Source organism: Mycetocola tolaasinivorans, assembly GCF_003667565.1.
Taxonomy (GTDB): domain Bacteria; phylum Actinomycetota; class Actinomycetes; order Actinomycetales; family Microbacteriaceae; genus Mycetocola; species Mycetocola tolaasinivorans.
Genome location: NZ_RCUX01000008.1, coordinates 42,722 through 66,261 on the forward strand (window position 1 = coordinate 42,722; position 23,540 = coordinate 66,261).

At 66.9% G+C, this 23,540-nt stretch carries 27 protein-coding genes; 10 read left to right on the forward strand and 17 right to left on the reverse strand.

Annotation, left to right across the window (positions count from 1 at the left end):
- Positions 1–14 precede the first annotated feature (14 nt).
- The 4 genes from D9V32_RS11025 to D9V32_RS11040 form a co-directional block, all read right to left on the reverse strand.
- Positions 15–617, reverse strand: a complete 603-nt coding sequence (locus tag D9V32_RS11025) for a mycothiol-dependent nitroreductase Rv2466c family protein (protein WP_121648961.1) — start codon at positions 615–617, stop codon at positions 15–17.
- Positions 618–692: 75 nt separating this feature from the next.
- Complete coding sequence (locus D9V32_RS11030; protein ID WP_147440453.1) at positions 693–1,292, reverse strand: DUF1648 domain-containing protein; 600 nt, start codon at positions 1,290–1,292, stop codon at positions 693–695.
- A 35-nt stretch (positions 1,293–1,327) separates the two neighbouring features.
- Positions 1,328–2,362, reverse strand: a complete 1,035-nt coding sequence (locus D9V32_RS11035; protein ID WP_121648963.1) for a DUF1648 domain-containing protein — start codon at positions 2,360–2,362, stop codon at positions 1,328–1,330.
- Entirely contained in the window at positions 2,359–2,745 is a 387-nt protein-coding gene (locus tag D9V32_RS11040; protein WP_121648964.1) for a GntR family transcriptional regulator, read from the reverse strand. The genes D9V32_RS11035 and D9V32_RS11040 overlap by 4 nt, the downstream gene beginning before the upstream one ends.
- A 159-nt stretch (positions 2,746–2,904) precedes the next feature.
- Between D9V32_RS11040 and pepN the strand changes: the two genes are divergently transcribed.
- The 4 genes from pepN to D9V32_RS11060 all read left to right on the forward strand — a co-directional run bounded on the left by pepN (position 2,905) and on the right by D9V32_RS11060 (position 8,108).
- The gene (gene pepN / locus D9V32_RS11045) at positions 2,905–5,454 is read left to right on the forward strand and encodes an aminopeptidase N (protein ID WP_121648965.1); all 2,550 of its coding nucleotides are present in this window, start codon (positions 2,905–2,907) and stop codon (positions 5,452–5,454) included.
- 128 nt (positions 5,455–5,582) lie between these two features.
- On the forward strand, positions 5,583–6,731 hold the full coding sequence (locus D9V32_RS11050) for a mechanosensitive ion channel family protein (RefSeq protein ID WP_121648966.1): 1,149 nt from the start codon (positions 5,583–5,585) through the stop codon (positions 6,729–6,731).
- Between the two features lie 109 nt (positions 6,732–6,840).
- On the forward strand, positions 6,841–7,257 hold the full coding sequence (locus tag D9V32_RS11055) for a globin (protein ID WP_121648967.1): 417 nt from the start codon (positions 6,841–6,843) through the stop codon (positions 7,255–7,257).
- Between the two features lie 131 nt (positions 7,258–7,388).
- Positions 7,389–8,108 (forward strand): hypothetical protein, encoded by a 720-nt coding sequence (locus D9V32_RS11060; protein WP_121648968.1) that lies wholly within the window; start codon positions 7,389–7,391, stop codon positions 8,106–8,108.
- On the opposite strand, the gene D9V32_RS11065 is transcribed toward D9V32_RS11060, so the two are convergent.
- From D9V32_RS11065 to D9V32_RS11075, 3 genes are all read right to left on the reverse strand, one after another.
- Entirely contained in the window at positions 8,105–8,650 is a 546-nt protein-coding gene (locus D9V32_RS11065) for a GNAT family N-acetyltransferase (protein ID WP_121648969.1), read from the reverse strand. The genes D9V32_RS11060 and D9V32_RS11065 overlap by 4 nt on opposite strands.
- Positions 8,647–9,213, reverse strand: coding sequence for a GNAT family N-acetyltransferase (locus D9V32_RS11070; RefSeq protein WP_121648970.1), 567 nt, complete (start codon positions 9,211–9,213; stop codon positions 8,647–8,649). Before D9V32_RS11070 ends, D9V32_RS11065 begins: the two co-directional genes overlap by 4 nt.
- A 92-nt stretch (positions 9,214–9,305) precedes the next feature.
- A complete protein-coding gene (locus tag D9V32_RS11075; protein ID WP_121648971.1) occupies positions 9,306–9,983 on the reverse strand; it encodes a DUF8185 domain-containing protein in 678 nt (225 codons plus the stop codon).
- A 96-nt stretch (positions 9,984–10,079) separates the two neighbouring features.
- On the opposite strand from D9V32_RS11075, the gene D9V32_RS11080 reads away from it, so the two are divergent.
- Positions 10,080–10,952 carry an acyl-CoA thioesterase gene (locus tag D9V32_RS11080; protein ID WP_121648972.1) on the forward strand — a complete coding sequence of 291 codons (873 nt, stop codon included), beginning with the start codon at positions 10,080–10,082 and terminating at the stop codon, positions 10,950–10,952.
- 49 nt (positions 10,953–11,001) lie between these two features.
- On the opposite strand, the gene D9V32_RS11085 is transcribed toward D9V32_RS11080, so the two are convergent.
- The 4 genes from D9V32_RS11085 to msrA all read right to left on the reverse strand — a co-directional run bounded on the left by D9V32_RS11085 (position 11,002) and on the right by msrA (position 14,642).
- The gene (locus D9V32_RS11085) at positions 11,002–11,472 is read right to left on the reverse strand and encodes an acyl-CoA thioesterase (protein ID WP_121648973.1); all 471 of its coding nucleotides are present in this window, start codon (positions 11,470–11,472) and stop codon (positions 11,002–11,004) included.
- Between the two features lie 90 nt (positions 11,473–11,562).
- On the reverse strand, positions 11,563–13,245 hold the full coding sequence (gene ettA / locus D9V32_RS11090) for an energy-dependent translational throttle protein EttA (protein ID WP_121648974.1): 1,683 nt from the start codon (positions 13,243–13,245) through the stop codon (positions 11,563–11,565).
- A gap of 71 nt (positions 13,246–13,316) precedes the next feature.
- Entirely contained in the window at positions 13,317–13,781 is a 465-nt protein-coding gene (locus tag D9V32_RS11095; RefSeq protein WP_245982274.1) for a DUF6993 domain-containing protein, read from the reverse strand.
- A gap of 330 nt (positions 13,782–14,111) precedes the next feature.
- The gene (gene msrA / locus D9V32_RS11100) at positions 14,112–14,642 is read right to left on the reverse strand and encodes a peptide-methionine (S)-S-oxide reductase MsrA (protein WP_121649080.1); all 531 of its coding nucleotides are present in this window, start codon (positions 14,640–14,642) and stop codon (positions 14,112–14,114) included.
- A gap of 156 nt (positions 14,643–14,798) precedes the next feature.
- Between msrA and D9V32_RS11105 the strand changes: the two genes are divergently transcribed.
- From D9V32_RS11105 to D9V32_RS11115, 3 genes are all read left to right on the forward strand, one after another.
- Positions 14,799–15,035: a hypothetical protein gene (locus D9V32_RS11105; protein WP_121648976.1), complete on the forward strand. Its 237-nt coding sequence runs from the start codon at positions 14,799–14,801 to the stop codon at positions 15,033–15,035.
- A 147-nt stretch (positions 15,036–15,182) separates the two neighbouring features.
- On the forward strand, positions 15,183–15,866 hold the full coding sequence (locus D9V32_RS11110; RefSeq protein WP_121648977.1) for a hypothetical protein: 684 nt from the start codon (positions 15,183–15,185) through the stop codon (positions 15,864–15,866).
- A 45-nt stretch (positions 15,867–15,911) separates the two neighbouring features.
- A complete protein-coding gene (locus D9V32_RS11115; protein WP_121648978.1) occupies positions 15,912–17,705 on the forward strand; it encodes a tetratricopeptide repeat protein in 1,794 nt (597 codons plus the stop codon).
- A 22-nt stretch (positions 17,706–17,727) separates the two neighbouring features.
- Here D9V32_RS11115 and nadE read toward each other — a convergent pair whose 3' ends face one another.
- Positions 17,728–18,555, reverse strand: coding sequence for an ammonia-dependent NAD(+) synthetase (gene nadE / locus D9V32_RS11120; protein WP_121648979.1), 828 nt, complete (start codon positions 18,553–18,555; stop codon positions 17,728–17,730).
- Positions 18,556–18,581: 26 nt separating this feature from the next.
- On the reverse strand, positions 18,582–19,190 hold the full coding sequence (locus tag D9V32_RS11125) for a YbhB/YbcL family Raf kinase inhibitor-like protein (protein ID WP_121648980.1): 609 nt from the start codon (positions 19,188–19,190) through the stop codon (positions 18,582–18,584).
- A gap of 88 nt (positions 19,191–19,278) precedes the next feature.
- Between D9V32_RS11125 and D9V32_RS16255 the strand changes: the two genes are divergently transcribed.
- Positions 19,279–19,746 (forward strand): MarR family winged helix-turn-helix transcriptional regulator, encoded by a 468-nt coding sequence (locus D9V32_RS16255; RefSeq protein WP_183086284.1) that lies wholly within the window; start codon positions 19,279–19,281, stop codon positions 19,744–19,746.
- The gene (locus D9V32_RS11135; protein WP_121648982.1) at positions 19,743–21,146 is read left to right on the forward strand and encodes an MFS transporter; all 1,404 of its coding nucleotides are present in this window, start codon (positions 19,743–19,745) and stop codon (positions 21,144–21,146) included. Before D9V32_RS16255 ends, D9V32_RS11135 begins: the two co-directional genes overlap by 4 nt.
- A gap of 5 nt (positions 21,147–21,151) precedes the next feature.
- On the opposite strand, the gene D9V32_RS11140 is transcribed toward D9V32_RS11135, so the two are convergent.
- The 4 genes from D9V32_RS11140 to D9V32_RS11155 all read right to left on the reverse strand — a co-directional run bounded on the left by D9V32_RS11140 (position 21,152) and on the right by D9V32_RS11155 (position 23,517).
- Entirely contained in the window at positions 21,152–22,138 is a 987-nt protein-coding gene (locus D9V32_RS11140) for a GlxA family transcriptional regulator (protein WP_220700698.1), read from the reverse strand.
- Positions 22,138–22,479 carry a DMT family transporter gene (locus D9V32_RS11145; protein ID WP_342772579.1) on the reverse strand — a complete coding sequence of 114 codons (342 nt, stop codon included), beginning with the start codon at positions 22,477–22,479 and terminating at the stop codon, positions 22,138–22,140. The genes D9V32_RS11140 and D9V32_RS11145 overlap by 1 nt, the downstream gene beginning before the upstream one ends.
- Positions 22,476–22,862, reverse strand: a complete 387-nt coding sequence (locus D9V32_RS11150; RefSeq protein ID WP_121648983.1) for a DMT family transporter — start codon at positions 22,860–22,862, stop codon at positions 22,476–22,478. Before D9V32_RS11150 ends, D9V32_RS11145 begins: the two co-directional genes overlap by 4 nt.
- Positions 22,863–23,016: 154 nt before the next feature.
- On the reverse strand, positions 23,017–23,517 hold the full coding sequence (locus D9V32_RS11155; RefSeq protein WP_121648984.1) for a MarR family winged helix-turn-helix transcriptional regulator: 501 nt from the start codon (positions 23,515–23,517) through the stop codon (positions 23,017–23,019).
- Positions 23,518–23,540: the final 23 nt, after the last annotated feature.

Below are 23,540 nucleotides of genomic sequence, written 5' to 3' on the forward strand. Positions count from 1 at the left end.
TTCGTGAAAATCCTTTAGTTGAAGATGGGGCCGACGGTGCGCGAGCGCTTGAGCTCAAAGAACCCCGGGTATGAGGATACCGCGAGCACGCCGTCCCAGAGGCGCAGGGCTTCTTCGCCCGAGGGTGCCGGGGAGATGACCGGGCCGAAGAATGCGGCACCGTTGACCGCGATAATCGGCGTACCAACGTCTTGTCCGACGAGGGCGATACCGCTGCCGTGGCTCTCGCGCAGTGCGACATCGTGAGCGTCGGAGTCGGCGAGCGCGGCCAGGCCGGCGTCGAGGCCCACCTCGGCGAGCGCCTCGGCGATGATGGCGTCCTGATCGCTGCGGCCACCCGGGTGAATGCGGGTTCCGAGGGCGTCATAGAGGGGCTTGATGTGCTCGGCACCGACCTCCTCGGCAACGCCGGTCACGAGACGGTTGTAGCGCAGGACCTTTGCGAGGCCCGCGCGACGCTCATCGGTGAGGTCGGCATTGTTTTCGTTGAGCACGGCGAGGCTCATCGGGTGCCAGGTGACGTTCAGGTCACGCTGTGCGGAAACGTTGTCTACCCAGCGGGAGGTCATCCACGCCCAGGGGCAGCTCGGGTCAAACCAGAAGTCTACGGAGGTCATGCACCCATCTAATCGCATTCCCGGGCGACGCGCATGCATCCACGCGAAGGCTGGGAATACGCGCAGACCCCAGGGCTATTGTGGCCGCTGGGATGCCCGCGCCGCGCGCAGCTTGGGTATCAGACGGCGCAGCCGGGACGTGGCGAGAATCGCGAGAATGATCCAGATGCCGCCGGCGATCAGGATGGGCAGTACCGAACCGGCCCAGGTCTGGCCCTCCAATCCGCGCTGCATTACCACCGTTGACAGCAACAGCGTGGTGGTCGCCGCGGAGATGCCCGCGCCCGTGGCCACCTGCGTGGCGACGGTGGATGCCTCGTGCTTCCCGCGAATCACGAGGAACGCCGTCGGAGCCATCACCAGGGTGAAAAGTGCCGAGAAACCGAGGGGAAACAGGATGACGGCGACGAGCGGCTGGAAGGAGCTTGCGGAGCCGTCGAAGTCCCACTGGGTGACCAGCGGGTCGGGCAGCGATCCCGACCAGAGCAGCACCAGGAGCGACCCGATAATCCCCGGCGCGAGGATGGGCACGATCACCAGCAGCCTCGCCGTGCGTGCGAGTGCCGCCACGCGGCGTGGATCCTGCGCCCCTGCGGAATCGGACTCGGCCACGGGGGCCGGGGAGTGCCCGTTCGGTTCCGGACGCTCGCGGGGTTCGGGTTCTAACGACGTCACCACAGACTCTCCTCCCTCGGACTCTCCCGCCGAGCCTACCGGGTCGCGTTCTGGCGCCGTACGAGGGTATTGATCAGGCCGGCCGCCGTCTCGGCATCGGCGATGGTGACCACGAAGCGACGCCCATCGGATCGTTCGATTTCGAGCGTGGGTCCCGCCCGAAGGACGATCCCCACCCGGCCATCGCGGCCGGCGCGCCAGCCCCATCCGCCGAAGTCGCGCAGCGGACTGACCTCGATCACGTGCGCCTGCGCAATGTCGCCGAGGGGAATGTGTGTGGCCGGGAGCCCCAGCAGGGCTCGGGCGTGGAGGCCGGTGCGGTCCACCCGCACTCGCCAGGACAGCATGGAGAGCACTGCGAGCACAACGACGAGCGCGATGGCGGTGGAGATCGCGATGGTGATCTCCTGCTGCGGCGCGACAATCAGCGCCCACACGAGCCATCCGAGCACGTAGAGCACAACGAGCGCGAGTACCACCTGCGCGGCCACGTTCAGCCGTGCCCGACCGAGCCACACCGCGCGTGCCCCCTCGGGGAGTGTGAGCTCGGGGCCCGTCACCACGGCCTCGGCGTCGATCCCGACCGATGGACTCGCGCGCCACAGCAGCACACTGCCGATGACCGAGACCAGGGCGAACGCTCCCCCACCGATCAGGATGGGTACCAGCGCAGCCGGATCGTCCTGCCCGGCACCCGTGCGCTGAAGCACGGTGGTCGCAAGGAAGGTAGCGGAAATGGCCGCACCGATCACGCCGGACATCAGGGTGGCGGGCACGGCACCGGCCCGGATTGATCCGCTCCGCGCCATATACAGCGCAATGATTCCGAAGAATGCAACGAGACCGCCGCAGAGCAGGAGGAGGACCAGCGGCTCCCAGCGGGTGTCGGCCCACCGTGACGGCTCGCCCGCGAAGCTCCACTGGGCGATCACCTGCGCGGGAAGATCATCCCGCCAGGAGCGCAAGATCAGGGCCGACGCCACCACCGCGATCAGCGGTACGACGAGGGCGAAGGTCACAATCAGGGCCGTAATCAAACCGGTTCGTGTGGGGCGAGTCGGGGTGGTCATCGGGGGCCTTCCGGGTCGAGACGGGTGGGTACGGGGTTCAGGCGCGAACGCACCAGGGAGAGCAGGGTTTCCGGGGAGAGCTGGGCGCGCTCGGCGGCGTCCAGCAGCGTGTCGAGCGCCGCGGTGACGGCATCAAGATCGCGTGCGGGGGCGGTGATGACCGCGCCACGGCCGCGGCGGAGGTCAAGCAGGCCCTCCTCACGCAGCATTCCGTATGCCCGCAGTACCGTGTGCACGTTGAGGTCGAGGGAGCCGGCGAGGTCGCGGGCACTGGGGAGCCGCTCGCCATCCGAGATGCTGCCATCGAGGATGCCGGCGCGCACGCTGCCGGCCAACTGCTCATAGAGCGGCTGTGACGACTGGGGATGAATGCTCAAAAACATCTGACCTCCACTTGTTCTACTTCAACTAGAACAATACCCGGCGTGTCTCTCGTCCACAAGTCGTCACACGCCGACCCGCTTCCACAGGCCTGACCGCAAGCGCACTCCAAGCGGTACGCTGAAGGCTGGACACAATCCCATCCATTGCAAGGAGTTAAGTTGCCCGGAGAAAACCTGACCCGGATCGAAGCCGCCGAGCGCGCTGAGATCGTCTCGGTCGAGTCCTACGACATCAACATCGACCTCACCACCGGTGACGAGGTCTTCCGCACCGTGAGCACCGTGACGTTCACCGCGACCCCGGGCAGCTCGACCTTCATCGACGCCGTGACCCGCACCGTACACTCGGTCACCCTGAACGGCACCGCGCTCGACGTCGCCGCCATTAACGACGACAGCCGTATCGCGCTGGCCGGCCTGGCCGAGCACAACGTGCTGGTGGTCGACGCCGACCACGCCTACACAAACACCGGCCAGGGCCTGCACCGCTTTGTCGACCCCGCCGACAACGAGGTGTACCTCTACAGCCAGTTCGAGGTGCCGGATTCCCGCCAGGTCTACGCCGTCTTCGAGCAGCCCGATCTGAAGGCCACCTTCTCCTTCACCGTCACGGCGCCGCTCGCCTGGCAGATCATCTCAAACTCCCCCACGCCGGTGCCCGTAGACAACGGCAACGGCTCGGGTACCTGGAGCTTTGAGCCAACCCCGCGTATCTCCTCGTACATCACCGCCCTCGTGGCCGGCCCGTACCAGGTATGGCGCTCGGAGCTCACCTCGAGCGATGGCCGCACCATCCCGCTCGGCGTGTTCGCTCGCGCCTCGATGGCCGAGTTCATGGACGCCGACTACATCTTCGACAAGACCCGCGAGGGCTTCACCTTCTTCGAAGACAAGTTTGACGTGCCCTACCCCTTCGCGAAGTACGACCAGATGTTCGTACCCGAGTACAACATGGGTGCCATGGAGAACGCCGGCGCGGTGACCTTCACCGAAACCTATGTCTTCCGCTCCAAGGTCACCGACGCCATCAAGGAGCGTCGCGTCGTCACCATCCTGCACGAGCTCGCCCACATGTGGTTCGGCGACCTCGTGACCATGCGCTGGTGGAACGACCTGTGGCTCAACGAGTCCTTCGCCGAGTGGGCCTCCACCATCGCCACGGCCGAGGCCACCGAGTGGACCGAGGCCTGGACCACCTTCGCCGCGATGGAGAAGGCCTGGGCCTACCGTCAGGACCAGCTGCCCTCCACCCACCCGATCGTCGCCGAGATCAACGACCTCAACGACGTCCTGGTGAACTTCGACGGCATCACCTACGCCAAGGGTGGTTCGGTCCTCAAGCAGCTCGCCGCCTGGGTGGGCATTGACGCCTTCTACGCCGGTGTCTCCGCGTACTTCAAGAAGCACGCCTTCGGCAACACCGTCCTGGCCGACCTCCTGGTCGAGCTCGAGAAGTCTTCGGGCCGCGACCTCTCGGAGTGGTCGACCCTGTGGCTCGAGACCGCCGGGGTCAACACCCTGCGTCCGGAGATCAAGGTCGACGAGGCCGGTGTGATCACCTCCTTCGCGATCCTGCAGACCGCCGCCGAGGACTACCCCACCATTCGCCCGCACCGCCTCGCCATCGGTTTCTACAACCTGGTAGACGGCAAGCTCGTTCGTGAGAACCGCCTCGAGCTCGACGTTGACGGCGAGCGCACCGAGGTGGCCGAGCTGATCGGTCGCACCCGTCCGGACCTCGTCCTGCTGAACGATGACGACCTTGCCTACGCCAAGATCCGTCTGGACGATGCCTCCCTCGAGGTCGCCACCAAGCACCTGTCGGACATCACCGACCCGCTGGCTCGCGCCCTGGTCTGGAGCAGTGCCTGGGACGCCACCCGCGACGCCGAGACCCCGGCCCGCGACTACGTCTTCCTGGTGCTGAACCACATCGCCACCGAGACCGAGTCCACCACCCTGCGCACCACGCTGAACCAGCTGCTGCTCGCTGCCGAGGCCTACGTGGCACCGGAGATCCGCGAGGAGATCCTGGCCACCGTGGGCGACGCCCTGCTGGCACTCGCCCGCGGCGCCGAGGCCGGCAGCGATGCCCAGTTCCAGTTCGTCAAGTTCTTCGCGGCCGTCTCGAACACCGCCGAGCACCTCGACGTGATCGAGGCCCTGCACGCGGGCACCGAGACGCTGCCCGAGCTCACCGTTGACACCGACCTCCGCTGGGAGCTCCTGAGCGCCCTCGCCACCGGTGGCCGCGTCACCGACACCGAGATCGACGCCGCCCTGGCATCGGACAACACCGCCGGTGGAGCCAAGGCCGCCGCTCAGGCACGCGCCGCCCTTCCGGGTGTAGCCGCCAAGCAGCGCGCCTGGGACAGCGTCGTGGTTGATGACTCCGCCGCCAACGCCATCGTTTCGGCCACCACCCTGGGCTTCCAGCGTCTGCACGACGCGGCAGACCAGGAGCCCTTCCGCACGGCCTACTTCGACGTGATCGCCGACCTCTGGGAAAAGCGCGCCTACCACGTGGCCGAGCCGCTGATCTCGGGCCTGTACCCGTCCGCCCTGATCGACACCGATCTGCGCGACGCCGCACACGCCTGGCTCGCGGCTAACGCCGAGCGTCCCGCCGCGCTGCGCCGGATCGTGCTCGAGGCTGTGGCCGGCACCGAGCGCGCCCTTGCCGCACGCGAGCGCGACGCCCGGGCGTAATCACGCGCACCGGCACACGCCGGTGACACCGTAACGAGGCCGGCAAAACCGGTCGCCGCCACGCGCGGCACACCCGCTAGCGGCGGGCATCCAGGATCTCCCGGGTGCCCGCCGCTACACTTTCAGGCATGGCTACAATACCGGACACCCCCACCACCCCGGACGTCGTCGTGCAAAACATCTGGGACACGATCGGCGCCTTCCTCGAGAGCCCGCTCGGAGTTCTCGTACGCGTCGTGATCATCATCATCGGTGCGGTCATCGCCTCCTGGATCCTGCGACTGTTCATTCGTCGCGTCGTCGGCCAGATCGTCAACGGCGTCAAAAAGAACCAGGGTGCCGAAGATACCCAGGCACTCAGCGTCTCACCGCTCGCCGCCGTGCGCCTCGTTCAGCGCACGCGCACCCTGGGTACGGTCCTCAGCAACATCGTCAACGTCGTGGTGGTCATCATCGCGATCGTCCTCATCGTCAACGCAATCGACCAGAACATCATCGGTTCCCTCTCGCTACTCACCGCCGCGGTGGGTGCCGGCCTCGGTTTTGGCGCTCAGAACATCGTGAAGGACGTCTTCAACGGGCTCTTTATGGTGATGGAGGACCAGCTCGGTGTGGGGGACGTCGTGGAGCTGGGCGGTGCCACCGCCCTGGCAACCGGTGTGGTCGAACGGGTCGGCATCCGCATCACCCAGGTGCGCGACGTCAACGGCACCCTGTGGTTCGTGCGCAATGGTGAAATCCTGCGGGTGGGCAATATGTCCCAGGGCTGGTCACGCGTCATCGTTGACCTCGCGGTGCCGTACACGGCCGATGTTGTCCAGGCGCAGGAGCTCGCGCTGGAAACCGCCACGGCTCTCGCCCACACCCCGAAGTGGCGCACGCGCATCATCGATCGTCCGGAGGTGTGGGGCATCGAGTCGGTCTCCGCCGAGGCCCTGATCATTCGCGTCGTCACCAAGACCCGTACCGCCGCGAAGGACGACGTGTCTCGCGAACTGCGCGCGCGACTCTTCCAGAGCTTCCGCGAGCAGGATGTGGCGCTCAGTTCGCTCGAGGCCGTGGTCCTCTCCGGCTTCGACAGCGCCGGCAGTGTGCTGGGTGCGAAGCCGCCGCGCACGCGTCCGGTCAACACCGTCGGGCAGAGTCTGACGAAGCCTCCGGCCACCGATGGCCCCGCGCCGCGCCGCGGGGCAAAGCGCCGCTCACCGGAAGCCGGCACCGGTAACGGTACCGTCACGGGGAAAGCCCCCGAGCCCGGCGAAGATGGGACGCACTAACTCCCCGAAACGACCGCCGAACGGATGGCCGCCGGGCAACGGAGTAGGCTGATATTGTCCGGTAATTTTTCGCCGCGGCGCCCCACTCGGTGCAACACACAGGAGCCTTATGTCCACCCCCGAGGGCGAACAGCCCAAGAACCTTCTCGGACGCTCGGAATACGAACGCTTCGGCGGCCGGCCGGCCTTTGAAACACTCGTGAACGTGTTCTATCGGGGCGTGGCCGAAGACCCGATTCTGCGCCCAATGTACCCCGAGGAAGACCTCGGGCCCGCCGCCGAGCGCATGCTGATGTTCCTCGAACAGTACTGGGGCGGCCCCACCACGTACTCCGAACAGCGCGGCCACCCCCGTCTACGCATGCGTCACAACGCGTTCAAGGTCAACCCGGCATCTCGCGAACGCTGGCTGCTGCACATGCGCGCCGGAGTCGACGCCATGGGTCTGCCGCCGGCGGATGAGGCAATCCTCTGGGACTACCTCTCGCGCGCCGCCACGGCCATGGTCAACACCTTCGAGGAGTAGCGCGGGGCGCTCGGCGCCGAAAACACTCCTGAACTGGGGACATCGTTGGGGTCCTGGCTCCCATCAGGGGAGCATTCCTGCGCTAGATTAAGGGCAGCGAGCAGACGTCTCGACAACCCTTCGGAGGCGTGATGAGTGAGAGCACTGCGGGATGGAGCACGCGTCGTAAGCGGGTCGTTGGGGGCACCCTGCTGGGCCTCCTCGGGCTCGCCGCGGTTGGGATGATCCTGGCATCCGTCCTGGTCCCGGACGACGGACGCGCACGCGAGCCGCGCACCGCATTCGTAGATTCGGGCCCGACCGAAGACATCCTGCAGATCCGTGAGGTCCTGCCCCGCCTCGTCGAAGTCAGCACCTCTGCGGGGGGCCTTCCCAGTGGCACCATCGCCTTCGTTACCGACGAAGAGCGGCTCCGTGAGCTCGTGGACGATCCCGAGCTCCGGGCCGAACGCGTCAGCGCGCTCACCGACACCCTCACCGCCGAGCGCGCCGCCCAGCACCTCGTCGAGATCAACCGCGGATTCGAGGAGGCTATTCCCGCGCACAATCCTGACTGGTGGTTTGTGGACAACAACTATGCGGCACAGAAGTGGCAGGGAATCTCGGTCGAGGCCGATACGGCGACGGTGCTCGTCACCGGCGGGCAATCATTCACCCATCTCCAGGGAGGGTTCGCCCCTTCCCCGACCTACCAGACCCTGTTTACTCTCCAGCGTGCGACGGACAAACCCTTCGGATGGGTCATTGCCGATCAGGACTCGATCGAGGTCGACCCGCCCGTCGGACTCGATTGGACGTCGGTCTGGAGCCGCTGGTGGGCACCGAACAATCCCCGCCCGCTCTCGCCCTAGGCGGCCGAGTACCGCGTGTAGGTGTCGAGCGGCTCGGGCGTGCGATCATCCGTCACCGAGCTCGCGGTGAGCTCGAATCCGGCGCGGATTGCGACCCCCGCCGAGGCCGCATTGGCCGCATCAATCCGCAGGTACACGGAGTCAAGCCCGACCACGTCAAACGAGTAGTCCACCAGGGCGTTGAGGGCGCGGGTAGCGAGCCCCCGCCCGCGGAATGGTGCCGCGAGCCAGTAGCCGAGCTCTGCGCTCGCGGGCTCTTCCTGAAGCGCGACAAAACCGAACCAGGCGGCCAGCTCATCGGTCTGAGCGTCGGCCAACGCGAAGAAACCGCCCACGCCGGCTGCCCACGAGGTCAGGCCGCGATCGACCACGCGCTGAGCATCGGCGCGCGTGTAGGGCGTGGGTGCGGGGGTCCAGCGCTGAATCTCGGGGTCCTGACAGATCTCAAACACCGCGTCGACGTCATCCGGCTGCCAGGGGCGCAGCACAAACCCGCCGCGTACGGCAAGCGTCGGGGCATCGACCGGGAATACCGGGCTCATGCGGCCCCCTCCTCGCGGTGTCGGGGCGAGTATCGGGTGTAGGTGTCCAGGAGGTCCGGGGTGCGCGCATCCGTCACGGCGGTCGCGGTGAGTTCGTATCCTGCACCGAGCGCTACGGCCACCGAGGCGACGTTCTGCGGATCGATCCGCAGATACACCTCGTCGAGCCCCACCAGGCCGAGCGCGTACTCACTGAGCGCCGTCACCGCGGCAATTGCATAGCCGTGCCCGCGCCGATCGGGGGCCAACCAGTACCCGATTTCGGAGGCCCGGTGATCGGCGCGAATGCTCACGAACCCAAACGAGCCAAACGGAACATCCTCGCGGGGATCCACCAGCGCCAGCGAGCCGCCGGCCCCGGATGCCCAGTCGCTCGCGGTGATCTCCAGGAAGAACTCGGCGTTTTCCCGCGTGTACGGTACGGGGATGGTGGTCCAGCGCTGGATCTCGGGATCCTGGCAGGCGGCGGTGATCACGTCTTCATCGCCGAGACGCCAGGGTCGCAGCCGAAGATCCTCACGAATCGGGATGGTCGGGGCGCTGGGCGGCAGTGGCAGGTCCATCACCCTATTATCCGAGCATGCTGGACGCCGAGCAAGACGCGTGGCACGAGGCAGAACACGCTCGTCGCAGCGAGCCTGCCCGAGACCCGGCACTAGCCGACCAGCAGACCGCCGCCGGCGCGACGAACGAGCACGTGCCCGCGGAGGCTCGAAATTCTGGTCCAGGAGCCAGACTCGAAGATCGGGAGCTCCTCGGCGTCATCCGGCCCGAGGAAACCCAGCGCATCGGCGGCAAACGCCACACCGGCGGGCAGCGATTCGGCCCCCTCAAGTTCGCGGCCCCAGACGCCCATGCGCACACCGGCGACGATCGGGTCCCCCGCGTTATCCGGCAGGGCGGCGGCGATCTCGGTCACCCCGGCTCGGGCACCGGCACGCAGCACGCCGGCGCTCACACTCCCGGTGCGTGCCCAGCCATCGCGCGGGGCGGCGATCCCCGACCACGACGCACGCACCTCCGCAGGAGGCAGCCCGATCGTGTGCAGTGCGGTGCCCAGCGCATCGAGACGGGCCAGCCGCTCCAGAACGGACGCAGGGGCCACCACGGTGTCGAAGGCGGCATCCTCGGCCAGCGCAAACGTGCGCAGCCCCAGAATCGTCGGGCCGCTCGAGAGAATGCCGCGCGGCACCAGAATGGGGCTCGATACCGCGAGCACACGCCCGGCACCGAGCAGGCGCACTGCCTCGCGATCCACCCGTTGCGCACGCTGCACAAACACGGTCAGATCGGATCGGGTTTCGGCATCGGCAAGGGTAAAGGAGGTATCCATCACCTCCCTAAACTATCCGGGACCCGGCGTCATTCCCAAGCGGCTGGCGCGTCGAGGCCTAAACTGGAACGGTTCGCATCACCCCCGAGGAGTTTCATGTCCGATCCGCTCGCGTCCCTGCTCGGCGCACTCGACCTCACCGACACCGGTGCCCGCACCAGCGAGGACATCTTCACCGGGCCGTCCGAGTGGTCCCCCGGTGGACGCGTGTTCGGCGGTCAGGTGCTGGCACAGGCCGTGGTTGCAGCGGCACGCACCGTGGCAGAGGACCGCTTTGTACACTCGATGCACGGCTACTTCCTGCGCCCCGGTAACGTCGATTTGCCGATCACCTTCTCGGTGGATCGCATCCACGATGGCCGCTCGTTCAGTACCCGCCGCACCCAGGCGTACCAGTCCGGCCGGCCGATCTTCTCGATGATCGCCTCATTCCAGGACGAAGACCCCGGGCTTGAACACCAGGACCCGATGCCCACGGACATCCCGGACCCGGAATCGCTCCCGAGCGCCGCCGACGCACTCGCCGGCGTCGACAACCCGGTGGCCCGGCAGTGGGCGACCGGACGCGCCTTCGACATCCGACACGTCCCCACCCCGATCTACTTCAGCGTGCAGGAGAAGACCCCGCACCAGGCGGTCTGGATGCGCATCAACGGCACCATGCCGGATGACGACCTGCTGCACCGCGCCGCGATCGCCTACGCGAGCGACTACACGATCCTCGAACCCATCCTGCGCGCACACGGCCTGCCCTGGGTCACCCCGCACCTGAAGATTGCAAGCCTCGACCACGCGATGTGGTGGCACCGCCCCGCCCGCGCCGATGAGTGGCTGCTGTACGTGCAGGAGTCGATCTCGGCCCGCGGCGGCCGCGGGCTCTCCCGCGGGAAGATCTACGACCGCGCGGGCAACCTGGTGGCGAGCATCGCCCAGGAGGGCATGGTGCGCGTGCCGGGTGCACGCGACTAGCCTCCCCAACGCAAAAGGGCCCCGAATATTCGGGGCCCTTTCGCGTTGGCTAGCGATCGCGGAAGCTCACCGGTTCTTCAAGCAGCGGGGTCCACGCCTCGCGCTGCTCGCTCGGCACGCGCATGGGGCGACCGGAGGCGGCATCCACCAGCACCATCGTGGTCGAGGCGATGGCGTACACGCGATCCTCGGGGGCTGAGCCGTCGCGCACCTCGTAGTGCACCTCCATCGAGGCGCCACCCAGGCGGGCAATCCACAGCCGAATAACGATCGGCTTCTGCCGGTACTCGAGGGGCGCGAGATACTCGATGCGCTGCGAACCGATGAGCGTCATGATGCCGGATCCGGCCTCGGCCGAGATCACCGCGAGCTCATCGGGGAGGTCCGACTCCCCCGGCTGACGGGTCCAGAAGACACGCACGCGAGCCTCCTCAAGCAGCCGGAAAAACTCGACGTTGTTGACGTGGTTGTAGGCGTCCAGGTCTGCCCAGCGCAGGCTCAGGGGAACATCAATCTTCATGCAAAACCTCCATCGGGGATAAAAACGGCGGCCCGCGGCGGGTTACCCCACCACGAGCCGCCGTGGTTCACGCTGACTGCCGGGTAACGACTAGTCGCGCGTCAGCTTGCGGTACGTTGCACGCGAGGGCTTCGCGGCATCGGCACCGAGGCGCTCGATCTTGTTCTCCTCGTAGGACTCGAAGTTACCCTCGAACCAGTACCAGGCCGCCGGGTTCTCCTCGGTGCCCTCATACGCGAGGATGTGGGTCGCGATGCGGTCGAGGAACCACCGGTCGTGGGTGATGACCACGGCGCAACCCGGGTATTCGAGCAGGGCGTTCTCGAGGCTAGACAGGGTTTCGACGTCGAGGTCGTTAGTGGGCTCATCGAGCAGCAGGAGGTTTCCACCCTGCTTCAGGGTGAGCGCGAGGTTCAGACGGTTGCGCTCACCACCGGAGAGCACGCCGGCCTTCTTCTGCTGGTCCGGGCCCTTGAAACCGAAGGTCGAGACGTAGGCACGCGAGGGGATTTCGACGTTTCCGACCTGGATGTAGTCGAGGCCGTCCGAGACGACCTCCCACAGGGTCTTCTCCGGGTCGATGCCGCCACGCGACTGGTCAACGTAGCTCAGCTTGACGGTCTCGCCGACCTTCAGCTCGCCGCCATCCAGCGGCTCGAGGCCCACGATGGTCTTGAACAGGGTGGTCTTACCCACACCGTTCGGGCCGATAATGCCGACGATACCGTTACGCGGCAGCGAGAAGCTCAGGCCGTCGATCAGGGTGCGGTCACCGAAGCCCTTGTTGAGGTTCTTCGCCTCGAGTACAACCGAGCCCAGACGCGGGCCGGCGGGGATCTGGATCTCCTCGAAGTCCAGCTTCCGAGTGCGCTCGGCCTCGGCAGCCATCTCTTCGTAGCGGGCCAGACGAGCCTTCGACTTGGTCTGGCGGCCCTTGGCATTCGAGCGAACCCACTCGAGCTCCTCGGTCAGGCGCTTCGCGAGCTTGGCGTCCTTCTTGCCCTGAACCTGCAGACGCTCGGCCTTCTTCTCGAGGTAGGTCGAGTAGTTGCCCTCGTAGGGGTAGAGACGACCGCGGTCGACCTCACAGATCCAACCCGCGACGTGGTCGAGGAAGTAGCGGTCGTGGGTCACGGCCATGACGGCACCGGGGTACTTGGAGAGGTGCTGCTCAAGCCACAGCACGCTCTCGGCGTCGAGGTGGTTGGTGGGCTCGTCGAGGAGCAGGAGGTCGGGCTTCTGCAGCAGGAGCTTGCAGAGCGCAACGCGGCGCTTCTCACCACCGGAGAGCTGAGCGATCTCGGCGTCTCCGGGCGGGCAGCGCAGGGCGTCCATGGCCTGCTCGAGCTGGGAGTCGAGGTCCCAGGCGTCGGCGGCATCGATGGCCTCCTGCAGCTTGCCCATCTCTTCGAGCAGCGCGTCGAAGTCGGCATCGGGCTCGGCCATCTCGGCGGAGATCGCGTTGAAGCGGTCTACCTGAACCTTGATCTCGCCGAGGCCGTCCTGCACGTTCTGCAGTACGGTCTTGGTTTCATCCAGCTCGGGCTCCTGCATCAGGATGCCGACGGTGAAGCCGGGGGTGAGCTTTGCGTCACCGTTGCTGGGGGTGTCGAGGCCCGCCATGATCTTCAGGATCGTGGACTTACCGGCACCGTTCGGACCGACCACACCAATCTTCGCTCCGGGGAGGAACGCCATGGTGACGTCGTCGAGAATAACCTTGTCGCCAACCGCCTTGCGGGCGCGGACCATCGAGTAAATGTATTCAGCCATATCGACTCCAGTCTAGTGGGCCGAGGTGCCCCGCGTCTGCCCGCGTCGGCGTGTGGTTTCCTACAGCTCGATTACCAGTTGATGGCGCGGGTCTTTCCGATCAGGCAACCGCCGGCCTCGAGCTTGGGCTGAACGCTCGAGTGGTAGCCGCCGACAGTGGGGCCAAACTGGCCAAGGAGGCAGGAGTCCTTCCACAGAACGGCAAACTCAATGGCGTCTACCGGCTTACCCAGTGTGGTTTTGTCTTCCGAAACCTGCATTGTGGCCTTGTCAAAGCCCGCGGCGACCAGGCCGTCGATGAAGTCCTTGCCCAGGGCATCGGGGTTCGCGGCGACGGTGGCGCGATTCGTCTGATCGAAGAAGGGCAGGTTGTCCTGCGCGGTGCCGTCCGGAAGCAGCGTGGCCGGAGGAGCCGGGGTGTCGCTAGCTGCGGCAGTTGCCGGAGCCGACGCGGAGGGGCCGGGGGCTGACGTGGCGGTACACCCCGCGAGGGTGAGGGCGGCGAGGATCAGCCCGGCTCGTACTGTACGGGTCACGTTCACTGGTCCACCTTCGGGTTGATTACACGGGGTTTTTATAAGCGGTCTTGCCGCGCGGGTTCATCCGCACGCGCCTCCGATTGTACGCAGGAAGCGTGTGCGGAGCATGACACGGCGCGAGTTCTGAATGAAACGTGCCCGCTTCTGACCATGGGGAGGGGCAAAACGTGACTCGACCTCGAAACGCCGTGTGTGCCGGTCTCGTGGTGGCGTTTCGAAGCGGTCACTCATTCCAGTGTGCGGCCGGGCACCGGCGGAAACCACGGAGCGACCGAGACTGGGGAAAACCCCGTACTCGGCCGCTCCTGTGAGAACTAGCGCGTCACGCTAGCGAACGATGTACTCCGCAAACCGGCGACGCACCTTGTTGACCTTCGGGACGGCAACGGCGAGGCAGTAGCCCTGCCCGGGGTTCTTCGCGAAGAAGTCCTGGTGGTAGTCCTCGGCGTTGTAGAACGCTCCCAGCGGGGAGATTTCGGTCACGACCTCGCCGTCCCAGATGTCCGCCGCACGGTCGCGTGCAGCCTCGAACAGCTCACGCTGGGCGTCATCGGTGTAGAACATTGCCGAACGGTACTGGGTACCGACGTCGTTCCCCTGCCGGTTCAGTTGGCGCGGGTCGTGCAGGGTGAAGAAAGCGTCGAGGATGATGTCCGCGGGGATTACCGACTCGTCGAACTCCACCCGTACAACCTCCGCGTGCCCGGTGTGCCCGGTGCAGACGGCCTCATAGCTGGGGTTGGCAACGTTGCCGCCGGTGTATCCGGACACCACGGCGCTCACGCCGTCGAGGGTCCGATACACGGCATCCAGGCACCAGAAACAGCCACCGGCCAGAACAAAACTTGTGCTCACGATCTCACTCCCTTTTGCCACATCCTGCGACGGATGCGTGCTCAGCGACTATAACCCGATGCGGCACTCACACATTCCGGATCCAGAAATCTCGGGTGTTATTCACGAGTATTTCCCGGCAACCTGGGCGTGTCGGTGGTTCCCCGTAGCGTGAGTGTCATGACAACTCCGACGCTCATTCAGGTCCACGGCGGCCTGCGCCTGCACCCTGTACGCCCCACGCTGTGGCGCGTTGTTGCGCTCGATGACCGCATCGTGGGCCACCTCGAGGAACGCGAGACCCCCGAGGGCCCGGTCTTTGTGGCCAAGCGATTCTCCACGCTCCACTCGACGTTCACCGCGCTCGGTGAGTTTTGGTCCGCCGACGATGCCGTAGACAGCCTGCGCTGCGCCTAGCGCGCCCACGACGAGTCACATCACAACTAGCCCGTGCCACGTAACCCGTAACACGCGGACAACGCTGGCCGAGAGTTCCACCCAAATTTCCCGACACGGCCTCCATCGCGCACGGCAATGCCCCATTTCGCGGGTAGTGTGCGAATTATGGACTCCTGGAACGACTTCCTCACCTGGTTTGGTTCGGCCGATGCACAGCCGGCCCTCTATTCCGCCGCGGTCACCGCCGTCGCGATCCTGGTCTCGGTGATAGTGTCCGGCCTCATCGTGCGCGGCGCCATTCGCGCGCTCATCAACCGCCGCGATCGCGATGCCAAGGGTGCCGCCATCGCCGCACTGGTTGATGCCTCGACCGAGGCCGCCGTTTGGTCCTCGCTCTCCCCGCAGGAGCAGATCCTCGCCGATCGTGCCGTCGCCCAGGCGGATATCGCGCTGCGCCTGCTCCCCATTCCAGGTGCGGCCCTCGCCGCAAACTGGTCGGCCCATCAGCTCGGTGAGCTCAAGCGAAACTCGGCTGCGTTCGGGTTTCAGCTCGACCCGGTGGTCGCCGAGTTCCGCGACCGACTGATCGAGTGGCAGAACAAACCTCGCCGTGCAAAGAAGATCTTCGAGGAAGACATTCAGCGTTGGCGCACCGACGTGGCCGATTCCCCGCGCGTCACGGGCACCCCCACCGAGGTCTGGGTCGACTCCCCGGCGGTTTCCCCCGGCGCCGCCCTGGGTGCGGACACCCGCACCCAGCAGCTGATCGACGATGTGGCCGCCATCGATCCCTCGGCACGCACCGCCACCGCGACCGATCCCGAACGAAACACGCCCCACCCGATCTAGTCGGGAACGGGGTAGGCTGATTCGCACATCCAGCGAAAGGCCGCCATGAGCTTTGAGTCTCGAGACGAACTGGTTCACCTGCTGCAGACCGAGGGGCCCGAGCGTGCCCTCGAAATTCTGGATGAGCGCATTGCCGAAGCCTCCCTGCACGAGGCCGGCTCTCCGGACGCCACCCGGACGCTCGCGGCCAAGGCATCGCTCCTGTACCTTCTCGATCGAGACGAGGAGGCGGCGGATCTCTGGGCTCAGGTTGCGAGGCAGTGGGCGGAGCTGCACGGTGCCGATTCGAGTGAGGCGCTTGGCGCACGCACCGAGTGGATTCTCGCCACGGCATTTTCGGGTGAGCTGGACGCCGCCCTGGTGGAGTCCAGCACCCTCCTGCACGATATCGAGCGGGCATTCGGGCCCGACTCCCCCACGGCCTTCCGCGTCCGCGAGATCCGGGTGCGCCTCACCGCGGATCTCGACCGGCATCCGCAGGCCCTCGAACTCGCCGAAGACCTGCGAGAGCGCAGAATCGCGGCGCTCGGTCCGCTGCATCCGGATTCGATTCGCAGTCACCGGATGACCGCGGGCATTGCGGCCGCTCAGGGCGACTATGAGCGAGCCCTCGAGGGGTATCGCGCGGCCCTGATCGCCCTCGAGCAGTCCGAGGGGCCCCTCGCCGAAAGCACGCTGGACACTCGGGAGGACGTCGCATTCCTGCTCGGAATGCTCGAGCGGTTCGACGACAGCGAGATCGCCTATACCGACCTCCTCGACGTTCTCGCGGAACACCCGAACGGGGAACTCCTGGCCACGGTCCTGCGGCGCAGACTCGCGCTGTTTGAGCGCGGCGAGGAGGAGCTGGGGCTTCCCGCCTCCACCGTCGACGAGGCCTATACGGATGCACTCTCCCGGCTCGAAGCGGCTCCCGACGCGGAGAACGCCGTGATTCTGGCGCTGCGCGAGCGCTGGGCGGCACGGCTGAGCCAGTCAAACCGGCACGCGCCCGCGCTCTACCAGTTCCGACTGCTCGACGATGAGCTCGCGCGCACGGGCGAGCCCGATTCGGTGCTCGCGATCCGCGGTGCCATCGCGCTCTCGCTGCGTGAGCTGGGGGCACTCGACGAGGCCATCGAGGTACTGCGGGCGGCACTGAATCTCGCCGAGGCATCGTCCTCTGCACGCGAATCCCTCGCGATTCAGCTCTCGCAGGATCTCACCGCGCGCGGGCTCCACGAGGAATCGATCGCCCTGCTGCAGGGCTTCCCATTTGGCGAGGGTTCGATCCTCAATGCCCTGGCCGTGGCGCATATCCAGGCGGGGCAGTACGCCGAAGCCGAAGCCGTACTCGAACCACTGCAGGATGCCGCCACCGAGCACCCGACCGCAACGGACCTGCGCATCCTCGGCAATCTGGGCGTCGTCGCCTGCGAGCTCGGGCGGCACTCGCTGGCGCGCGATCGTTGGATCCGGCTCCTGGAGATCGAGGTCGCAAACATTCCGGTGACCGGTACGTCCCGACGCCAGGAGATCGCGAATGCCGATCCCGATATTCTGCGCACCCGGTTCAATCTCGCGCGCGAGCGCTGGCACCTGGGGGAAATCCGGCGCGCCCTGCACGAGCTGGATGACGTGATCGAGTGCCGCGACGCCGTGCTTGGCGAGGACCACCCGGATGCCCTGGCCGCACGCAGCCTGCGCGCTCTGATCACCCGGCAGTCCGGGGATCTGCGCGAGGCGGCCACGCGTTACCGGGCGCTGCTGGAGGACCGCTCGCGCATTCTCGGTGCGGATCATCCGCGCACGCTGCTGACGGCCCGGGCGCTCAGCGAAATTGAGGGCGACCTGGCCTAGCGCCGCCCCCGCTCTCACGCGGCTAGTCCGCGCGCCACCAGGAGTCATCCGGGGTAACCGGGAGGGCACGCTTGTGCCGGGTCGCGAGGAATCGCGCCTCGAGGGCGGCGGCGACCTCCGGGTCGACCTCCTGGCCCTCGAGGTAGTCATCGATCTCCGCGTAGCGCACGCCCAGGCTGGACTCATCGGTCTGGCCGGGCACCTCGTCCAGGAGGTCCGCGGTGGGGATCTTTTCGTACAGCCGGGCGGGCGCGTCGAGTTCGCGCAGCAGGGCGGCACCCTGGCGCTTGCTCAGGCCGGAGAGAGGCAGAATGTCGGCTCCGCCGTCGCCAAACTTGGTGTAGAAACCGGTGATGGCCTCGGCAGCGTGGTCGGTACCGATCACGAGTACGCCGTCTGCACCTCCGATCGCATACTGGGCGATCATGCGCATGCGGGCCTTGACGTTGCCCTTGTTGAAGTCGGAGATGAGCTCGCCGGTGGCCTCACGGAAGCCCTCCACGACACCGTCTACTCCGCCACGAATGTTGAGGGTGAGCGCGCGATCCGGGGCGATGAAGCCGAGCGCAAGCTGGGCATCCTCCTCGTCGTGCTGGGTGCCGTAGGGCAGGCGCATCGCGGTGAATGTGGCGTCCACTCCCTCGGCGCGCAGCTTCTCAACGGCGAGCTGGGCGAGACGGCCAGCGAGCGAGGAGTCCTGACCGCCGCTAATCCCGAGCACGAAGCCGCGGGCACCGGTACGGCGCAGGTAGTCGGTCAGGAAGCCCACTCGACGCTCGATTTCCTCGGCCGCATCGATGGTGGGCCGGACGCCGAGCTCGGAAATGATCTGTTGCTGTAGCTCACTCATGTTTCTAATGTACCCCCGTGATCCGCTCACCGCGACGCGCGTTTCTCCCGCGGCGGCGTCGCGTCTCGCTCGGCGGTTCCGAAGTGGTGCGCGGCGGCCAGTACATGCCCGGCGATGAGGCCGCGCAGTTCGCGCCAGGATCCGGCCTCGGCCAGCGCGGATCGCGGAGTGTCCACCGCGTAGAGGTGAAACCCATAGCGGTGGGTGCCGTGCCCGGGCAGGGGGCGCGGGCCCGCGTAGCCCCGACGGCCAAAGCCCGCGGGAATCAGGGAAACGTCGGCGCGGTCGTCGTCGGTGGGGCCGGGGGCGAGCTCATCCTCGGCGAGGGAGTCGCGTGTGCCGTCGAGAATCGCGATGGTGTGGATGAGGGGCCGCGGCAGCGGAACGTCCACGTCCTCGATCAGAAACACGAGGCTCCGGGTGCCCGCGGGCGGCGCGGACCAGGCGAACGCCGGGGAGATGTTGTCGCCCACCCCCGTGCCCGCGTATCGCAGCGGGATTGGCCCATCGGCCGCGAATGCCGGGCTCTCCAGCCGAAAGGTGGCGTCGGTACGCAGTTCGGGTGCGTGCGTCAGGCTTCGGCGCTCCCCCGCGCGGATGCCGCGCAGCAGGACGCCGGGTGCGGGTGGGTTCATGGTGCTCCTCGTTCCTCATCGGTCGTCCCCACGGTACAACTTGACAGGTAAACTTGCAAGATTGCCTGTTGTGTTTTACGCTGGGGGCATGCCCACAGCAGCGAATCCCCCGATCCCCGATCCGACCTCACTCGAAACTGCCCAGCGGTTTCGACTCAACGTCGATCGACTTCGCCGCTCGCTGCGCCGCATCGAGATCGTCGAGGAGTTGGGGCGCACCCACGAGGCAGTATTGAGTCTCGTGTTTCGGCAGGGGCCGCTAAGCATCGCCGATCTGGCGCGCCGCGAGCAGATGCGGCCGCAGTCAATGGGCGCCGTGGTAGGCGACCTGGTGACACGCGAACTCGTGGCCAAGCAGCCCGACCCGCGGGATGGCCGGCGGGATCTCATCAGCCTCACCGAGGCCGGCCAGACGGTCCTGGACCGGGTCAACCAGGTTCGGGATCGCGACTTCGCTCTGATCCTGGACGGCGATCTCAGCGCCGAGGAGCGCGACACCCTGCACCGAGCTGTCGAACTCATGGAGCGCGTGGCGTTTGGTCTTGATCGCGCATGACCACCCGCCCACAGACCGCGGCTGATCTTGCCCGCGCCGAGTCGGTGGGGTTCAGCCCACGCTTTGCCATCCCCATCCTGATCGGCCCAGCCCTCAACCCGATCAACACCACGATGATCGCCGTCGCCCTCACCCCGATCGCGCACGCCGTGGGCGTGTCCGCGGCCACGGTGATCTGGCTGGTCGCCGGGCTCTATCTGGTGAGCGCCGTCAGTCAGCCCGCGATGGGCAAGCTCGCGGACACCTTCGGTCCACGCCGCATCTACCTCTTCGGGCTGCTCATCGTGGCCGCCGCCGGGGTCATCCCGGTACTGGTGCCCACTTTTGGTGGCGTCCTGATCGCCCGCCTGCTACTCGGCCTCGGCACCTCGGCCGCCTATCCGTCGGCGATGACGCTGATCTCGGATCAGTCGGCTCGCCTTGGTCGACCCGCACCGCAGGCGCTGCTCTCTGGCCTCTCAATTTCGAGCCTCGTGACGGCCTCGATCGGCCCGGTGCTCGGCGGCGTCCTGATTCACGCGTTCGGCTGGCAGTCCATCTTCCTGGTCAACATCCCGCTCGCGCTGATCGCACTGGTGCTCGCCGTCCTCTGGCTGCCCGCGGATCGCAGCCGCGTCCGTGCCCCGCGCACGGTCTCCGCCTGGCGGGCGATTGACCCGCCAGGGCTCGCCCTGTTCGCGATCACGATCGTTGCGCTCCTGCTGTTCCTTCTGGATCTGCGCAGCGAGCTGTTCTGGCTTATCCCCATTGCCGCCGGCGCCCTGATCGCCCTGATCTGGTGGGAGTACCGTGCCCGGGTGCCGTTTATCGACGTGCGCATGCTCGTGCACAACGGGCCGCTCGCGCGCACCTACCTGCGACTCATGTTGGTCTTCACCGGCTCCTACCTCGTCGTGTACGCGATGAGCCAGTGGCTGCAGACGGACGTGGGGCTCGCGCCCTCCACCGCCGGCCTGTTCCAGATCCCGACGGCCATCGTCGCCGGGATCTGCTCGGTGCTGGTGGCGCGGGCTAAGCGCGTCCGGTTGCCGCTGATCATCTCGGCCGCGGCCTCAATGGTGGGCGGCCTGCTGCTCACCCTGCTCGCCTCGGATACGCCGTACTTCCTGATTCTGCTTGCCCTCGCGATCTTCGGTCTCCCGCAGGGTCTCGCCTCAATCTCGAACCAGGCGGCGCTCTACCGGCAGGCGCCGGAGGGGCAGATCGGAGTGGCCGCAGGGCTCTCCCGTACCTCCGTGCAGATGGGTGCCATCGTCGCTTCGAGCATCATCGGCATCGTTTTTGGCCAGGCACCGAGCGATGCGGGGCTCAATACCATCGGCTGGATCGTGGCCGCACTGACCGGCGCCGCGCTGGTTCTGACCATTCTCGACCGCTCGCTGCGCGCGCCCAAGCCGTAGCCGCGTTAGCTCACCCTCGCGCGGAACGCTCCCCGATAGGCGTTCGGCGAGGTGTGGAGGCGTTCGGCAAAGGCCTGGCGCAGGCTCGTTCCGGTACCAAATCCACTCTGTCTCGCCACCTCGTCGATACCGAGTTCGGTTTCTTCGAGGAGCTGCTGTGCCCGACGGAGGCGTTCGAGCCGCAGCCACTGACTCGGCGTGAGCGCATACTCGCGTTCGAAGCGGCGAATGATCGTACGCACGCTCACGTGTGCGCGCGCGGCGAGGTCGCCCACGCTGATCCGCTCGCCCAGGTTTTCGCGTGCCCAGGTCACCACCGGCCCGAGGCTCTCGCCCGTGCACTCGGGCACCGGAATCGGCACGAACTGTGCCTGGTCGGCCGCGCGATGCGGGCTCATTACGAGGCCGCGGGCGAGCTCGTTGGCCACGGTACTACCGTGATCACGCCGCACGATTTCGATGCAGAGGTCGATGGCGGCGGCGGTTCCGGCCGAGGTGAACACGCGATCCTGAACCGTGTAGAGCACGCGGGGATCGACGTTTACCCGCGGATAACGCTCGGCGAGGGCATCGGCATAGCGCCAGTGGGTCGTTGCGATCTGGTCATCGAGCAGGCCCGCCTCTGCAAGGGTGAAGGCCCCGGTGCAGAGACCGACGATGCGCGTGCCGCGGGCGTGAGCGCGCTGAATCGCGGCCACGAGCACGGCGGGTGGCGGGTCATCGATGCGCTCCCCCGCGGGCACGATGATGGTGTCCGCGCGCTCGAGCTCTTCCAGGGTTTCGGTCTGGGCCGCAAAGTATCCACCGGCTATCGGGATCCGGCCGCCCTCGCCGATCGCGCTGGCGGTCACGGTGTACGCGGAGACGCCGTCGATCCGAACGTCACCAAACACCTCGGCCGGGATCGCGAGATCAAACAGCCCCACGCCGGGCGGCACCGCCACCGCAACCCGATGGGGTGCGATGGCGGTGCTTCGAATGGCGGCGCGCACTAGCCGAGCGCCACGTGAGCCGTGGCGGAGCCCACCTCGACGAGCACCACCCCGCCGATGATGAGCACAATGCCGAGTGACATGAGCGGCGTGAGCGCCTCCTTGAACAGGAACTTTGCGAGCACCGCGGTGATGGCCACACCGCTCGCGGCCCAGATGCCGTACCCCACGCCGAGCGGCATGCCGGCGCTGAGCGACGCGGCAAACAGGGAGAACGCGGTCAGGTAGCCACCAACCACGAGGATGTACCAGCGGCGGCTGCCGTCCACCGCGGCGCGCAGGGAGGCCGTGGCGGCCACCTCGCTCAGCACGGCCAATCCGAGGAGTACTCCGGCGATCATGCGCGGGCCTCGGCAGCGCCGGTCTCGGCCGCGATGCGCGCGGCATTTTCGGCCGCCGTGTGGGCACGCTGCGAGCCGAGTTCAACCACCAGGACACCGGCGATGATGAGGAGGAGACCGCCGATCATCAGCGGCGTGAGCGGTTCACCGAACAGCAGCACCGAGGCGAGGGCGGTGAGGGCCACTCCGGTGGCACCCCAGATTCCGTAGGCGACGCCGAGCCCGAGCCCGAGCTTCAGAACGCGCGAGAGGAGATAGAACGAGGCGACGTAGCCGATCACGACGAGCGGATACCAGATGGGATGGGTCTGTGCGGCCTTCAGGCTTACCGAGGCGGTGACCTCGGTCAGAATCGCTGCGAGAAGCAGCAACCAGGTTTTCATGTATGTGTGACTCCGAAGAAAACGATCCGGCGGAGTGCCGGATATCACCATCTCACCGCACCGCGGGCGTCCACACAATTGGCACGCACGCCACGATACGAAAGATTCACGCCATCGCCACACGCACGCCACACTACGGCGGGGTCACCGGCGGTTATTCCGCGGCACCCTGCACAGCGCCCTCCGCAGCGCCCTCCGTAGCGACGATGGACGCCCGAGGCGGGGCGGCCCGGTTGAGCGGGCCGAGGAGATCGGCGAGCTGCTGCGAATCGGCGAGGTATCGATCATAGGGGAACCCCTCGCGGATGAGCCACTCGCGCAGCTGCCCGGCGATCGCGGCACCGGAGTCATGGAAGTGACGCAGCCCCTCCGCGGTAGCGGTGGCGAGGCGCCTGCGCGCGTGCGTCGGATCGACCACGATGTCGACAAGGCCCTCATCGCGGAGAGCGCGCAAGGCCCGGGACATCGCGGCCTCCGAGAGCCCTACCGAGTCGGCGAGCTCGCGCTGTGTCATGCCCGGGGCTTCCTCAAGCGTGCCGATGATTCGGATCTGCGTGTAGGTCAGCTGGCCGGGGCCGGAGGCAATGCGCCGCCGCGCGAGGTCTCCAAACGTCGCGACGACGCGGTGCAGCAGGTCGGCAAGTCCATCATCCATGCCACCAGCATACACGAGTCTTG

Coding starts and splice junctions, on each gene's coding strand:
- D9V32_RS11125 (WP_121648980.1), bottom strand. CDS start 19,190: ATGAACCCACCCGCACCCGGCGTCCTGCTGCGCGGCATCCGCGCGGGG.
- D9V32_RS11135 (WP_121648982.1), top strand. CDS start 19,743: ATGACCACCCGCCCACAGACCGCGGCTGATCTTGCCCGCGCCGAGTCG.
- D9V32_RS11145 (WP_342772579.1), bottom strand. CDS start 22,479: ATGATCGCCGGAGTACTCCTCGGATTGGCCGTGCTGAGCGAGGTGGCC.
- D9V32_RS11060 (WP_121648968.1), top strand. CDS start 7,389: ATGAGTGAGAGCACTGCGGGATGGAGCACGCGTCGTAAGCGGGTCGTT.
- D9V32_RS11080 (WP_121648972.1), top strand. CDS start 10,080: ATGTCCGATCCGCTCGCGTCCCTGCTCGGCGCACTCGACCTCACCGAC.
- D9V32_RS11025 (WP_121648961.1), bottom strand. CDS start 617: ATGACCTCCGTAGACTTCTGGTTTGACCCGAGCTGCCCCTGGGCGTGG.
- D9V32_RS11050 (WP_121648966.1), top strand. CDS start 5,583: ATGGCTACAATACCGGACACCCCCACCACCCCGGACGTCGTCGTGCAA.
- nadE (WP_121648979.1), bottom strand. CDS start 18,555: ATGAGTGAGCTACAGCAACAGATCATTTCCGAGCTCGGCGTCCGGCCC.
- ettA (WP_121648974.1), bottom strand. CDS start 13,245: ATGGCTGAATACATTTACTCGATGGTCCGCGCCCGCAAGGCGGTTGGC.
- D9V32_RS11040 (WP_121648964.1), bottom strand. CDS start 2,745: ATGTTTTTGAGCATTCATCCCCAGTCGTCACAGCCGCTCTATGAGCAG.
- D9V32_RS11155 (WP_121648984.1), bottom strand. CDS start 23,517: ATGGATGATGGACTTGCCGACCTGCTGCACCGCGTCGTCGCGACGTTT.
- D9V32_RS11150 (WP_121648983.1), bottom strand. CDS start 22,862: ATGAAAACCTGGTTGCTGCTTCTCGCAGCGATTCTGACCGAGGTCACC.
- D9V32_RS11035 (WP_121648963.1), bottom strand. CDS start 2,362: ATGACCACCCCGACTCGCCCCACACGAACCGGTTTGATTACGGCCCTG.
- D9V32_RS16255 (WP_183086284.1), top strand. CDS start 19,279: ATGCCCACAGCAGCGAATCCCCCGATCCCCGATCCGACCTCACTCGAA.
- D9V32_RS11065 (WP_121648969.1), bottom strand. CDS start 8,650: ATGAGCCCGGTATTCCCGGTCGATGCCCCGACGCTTGCCGTACGCGGC.
- D9V32_RS11085 (WP_121648973.1), bottom strand. CDS start 11,472: ATGAAGATTGATGTTCCCCTGAGCCTGCGCTGGGCAGACCTGGACGCC.
- D9V32_RS11055 (WP_121648967.1), top strand. CDS start 6,841: ATGTCCACCCCCGAGGGCGAACAGCCCAAGAACCTTCTCGGACGCTCG.
- D9V32_RS11110 (WP_121648977.1), top strand. CDS start 15,183: ATGGACTCCTGGAACGACTTCCTCACCTGGTTTGGTTCGGCCGATGCA.
- D9V32_RS11105 (WP_121648976.1), top strand. CDS start 14,799: ATGACAACTCCGACGCTCATTCAGGTCCACGGCGGCCTGCGCCTGCAC.
- D9V32_RS11115 (WP_121648978.1), top strand. CDS start 15,912: ATGAGCTTTGAGTCTCGAGACGAACTGGTTCACCTGCTGCAGACCGAG.
- D9V32_RS11075 (WP_121648971.1), bottom strand. CDS start 9,983: ATGGATACCTCCTTTACCCTTGCCGATGCCGAAACCCGATCCGATCTG.
- D9V32_RS11070 (WP_121648970.1), bottom strand. CDS start 9,213: ATGGACCTGCCACTGCCGCCCAGCGCCCCGACCATCCCGATTCGTGAG.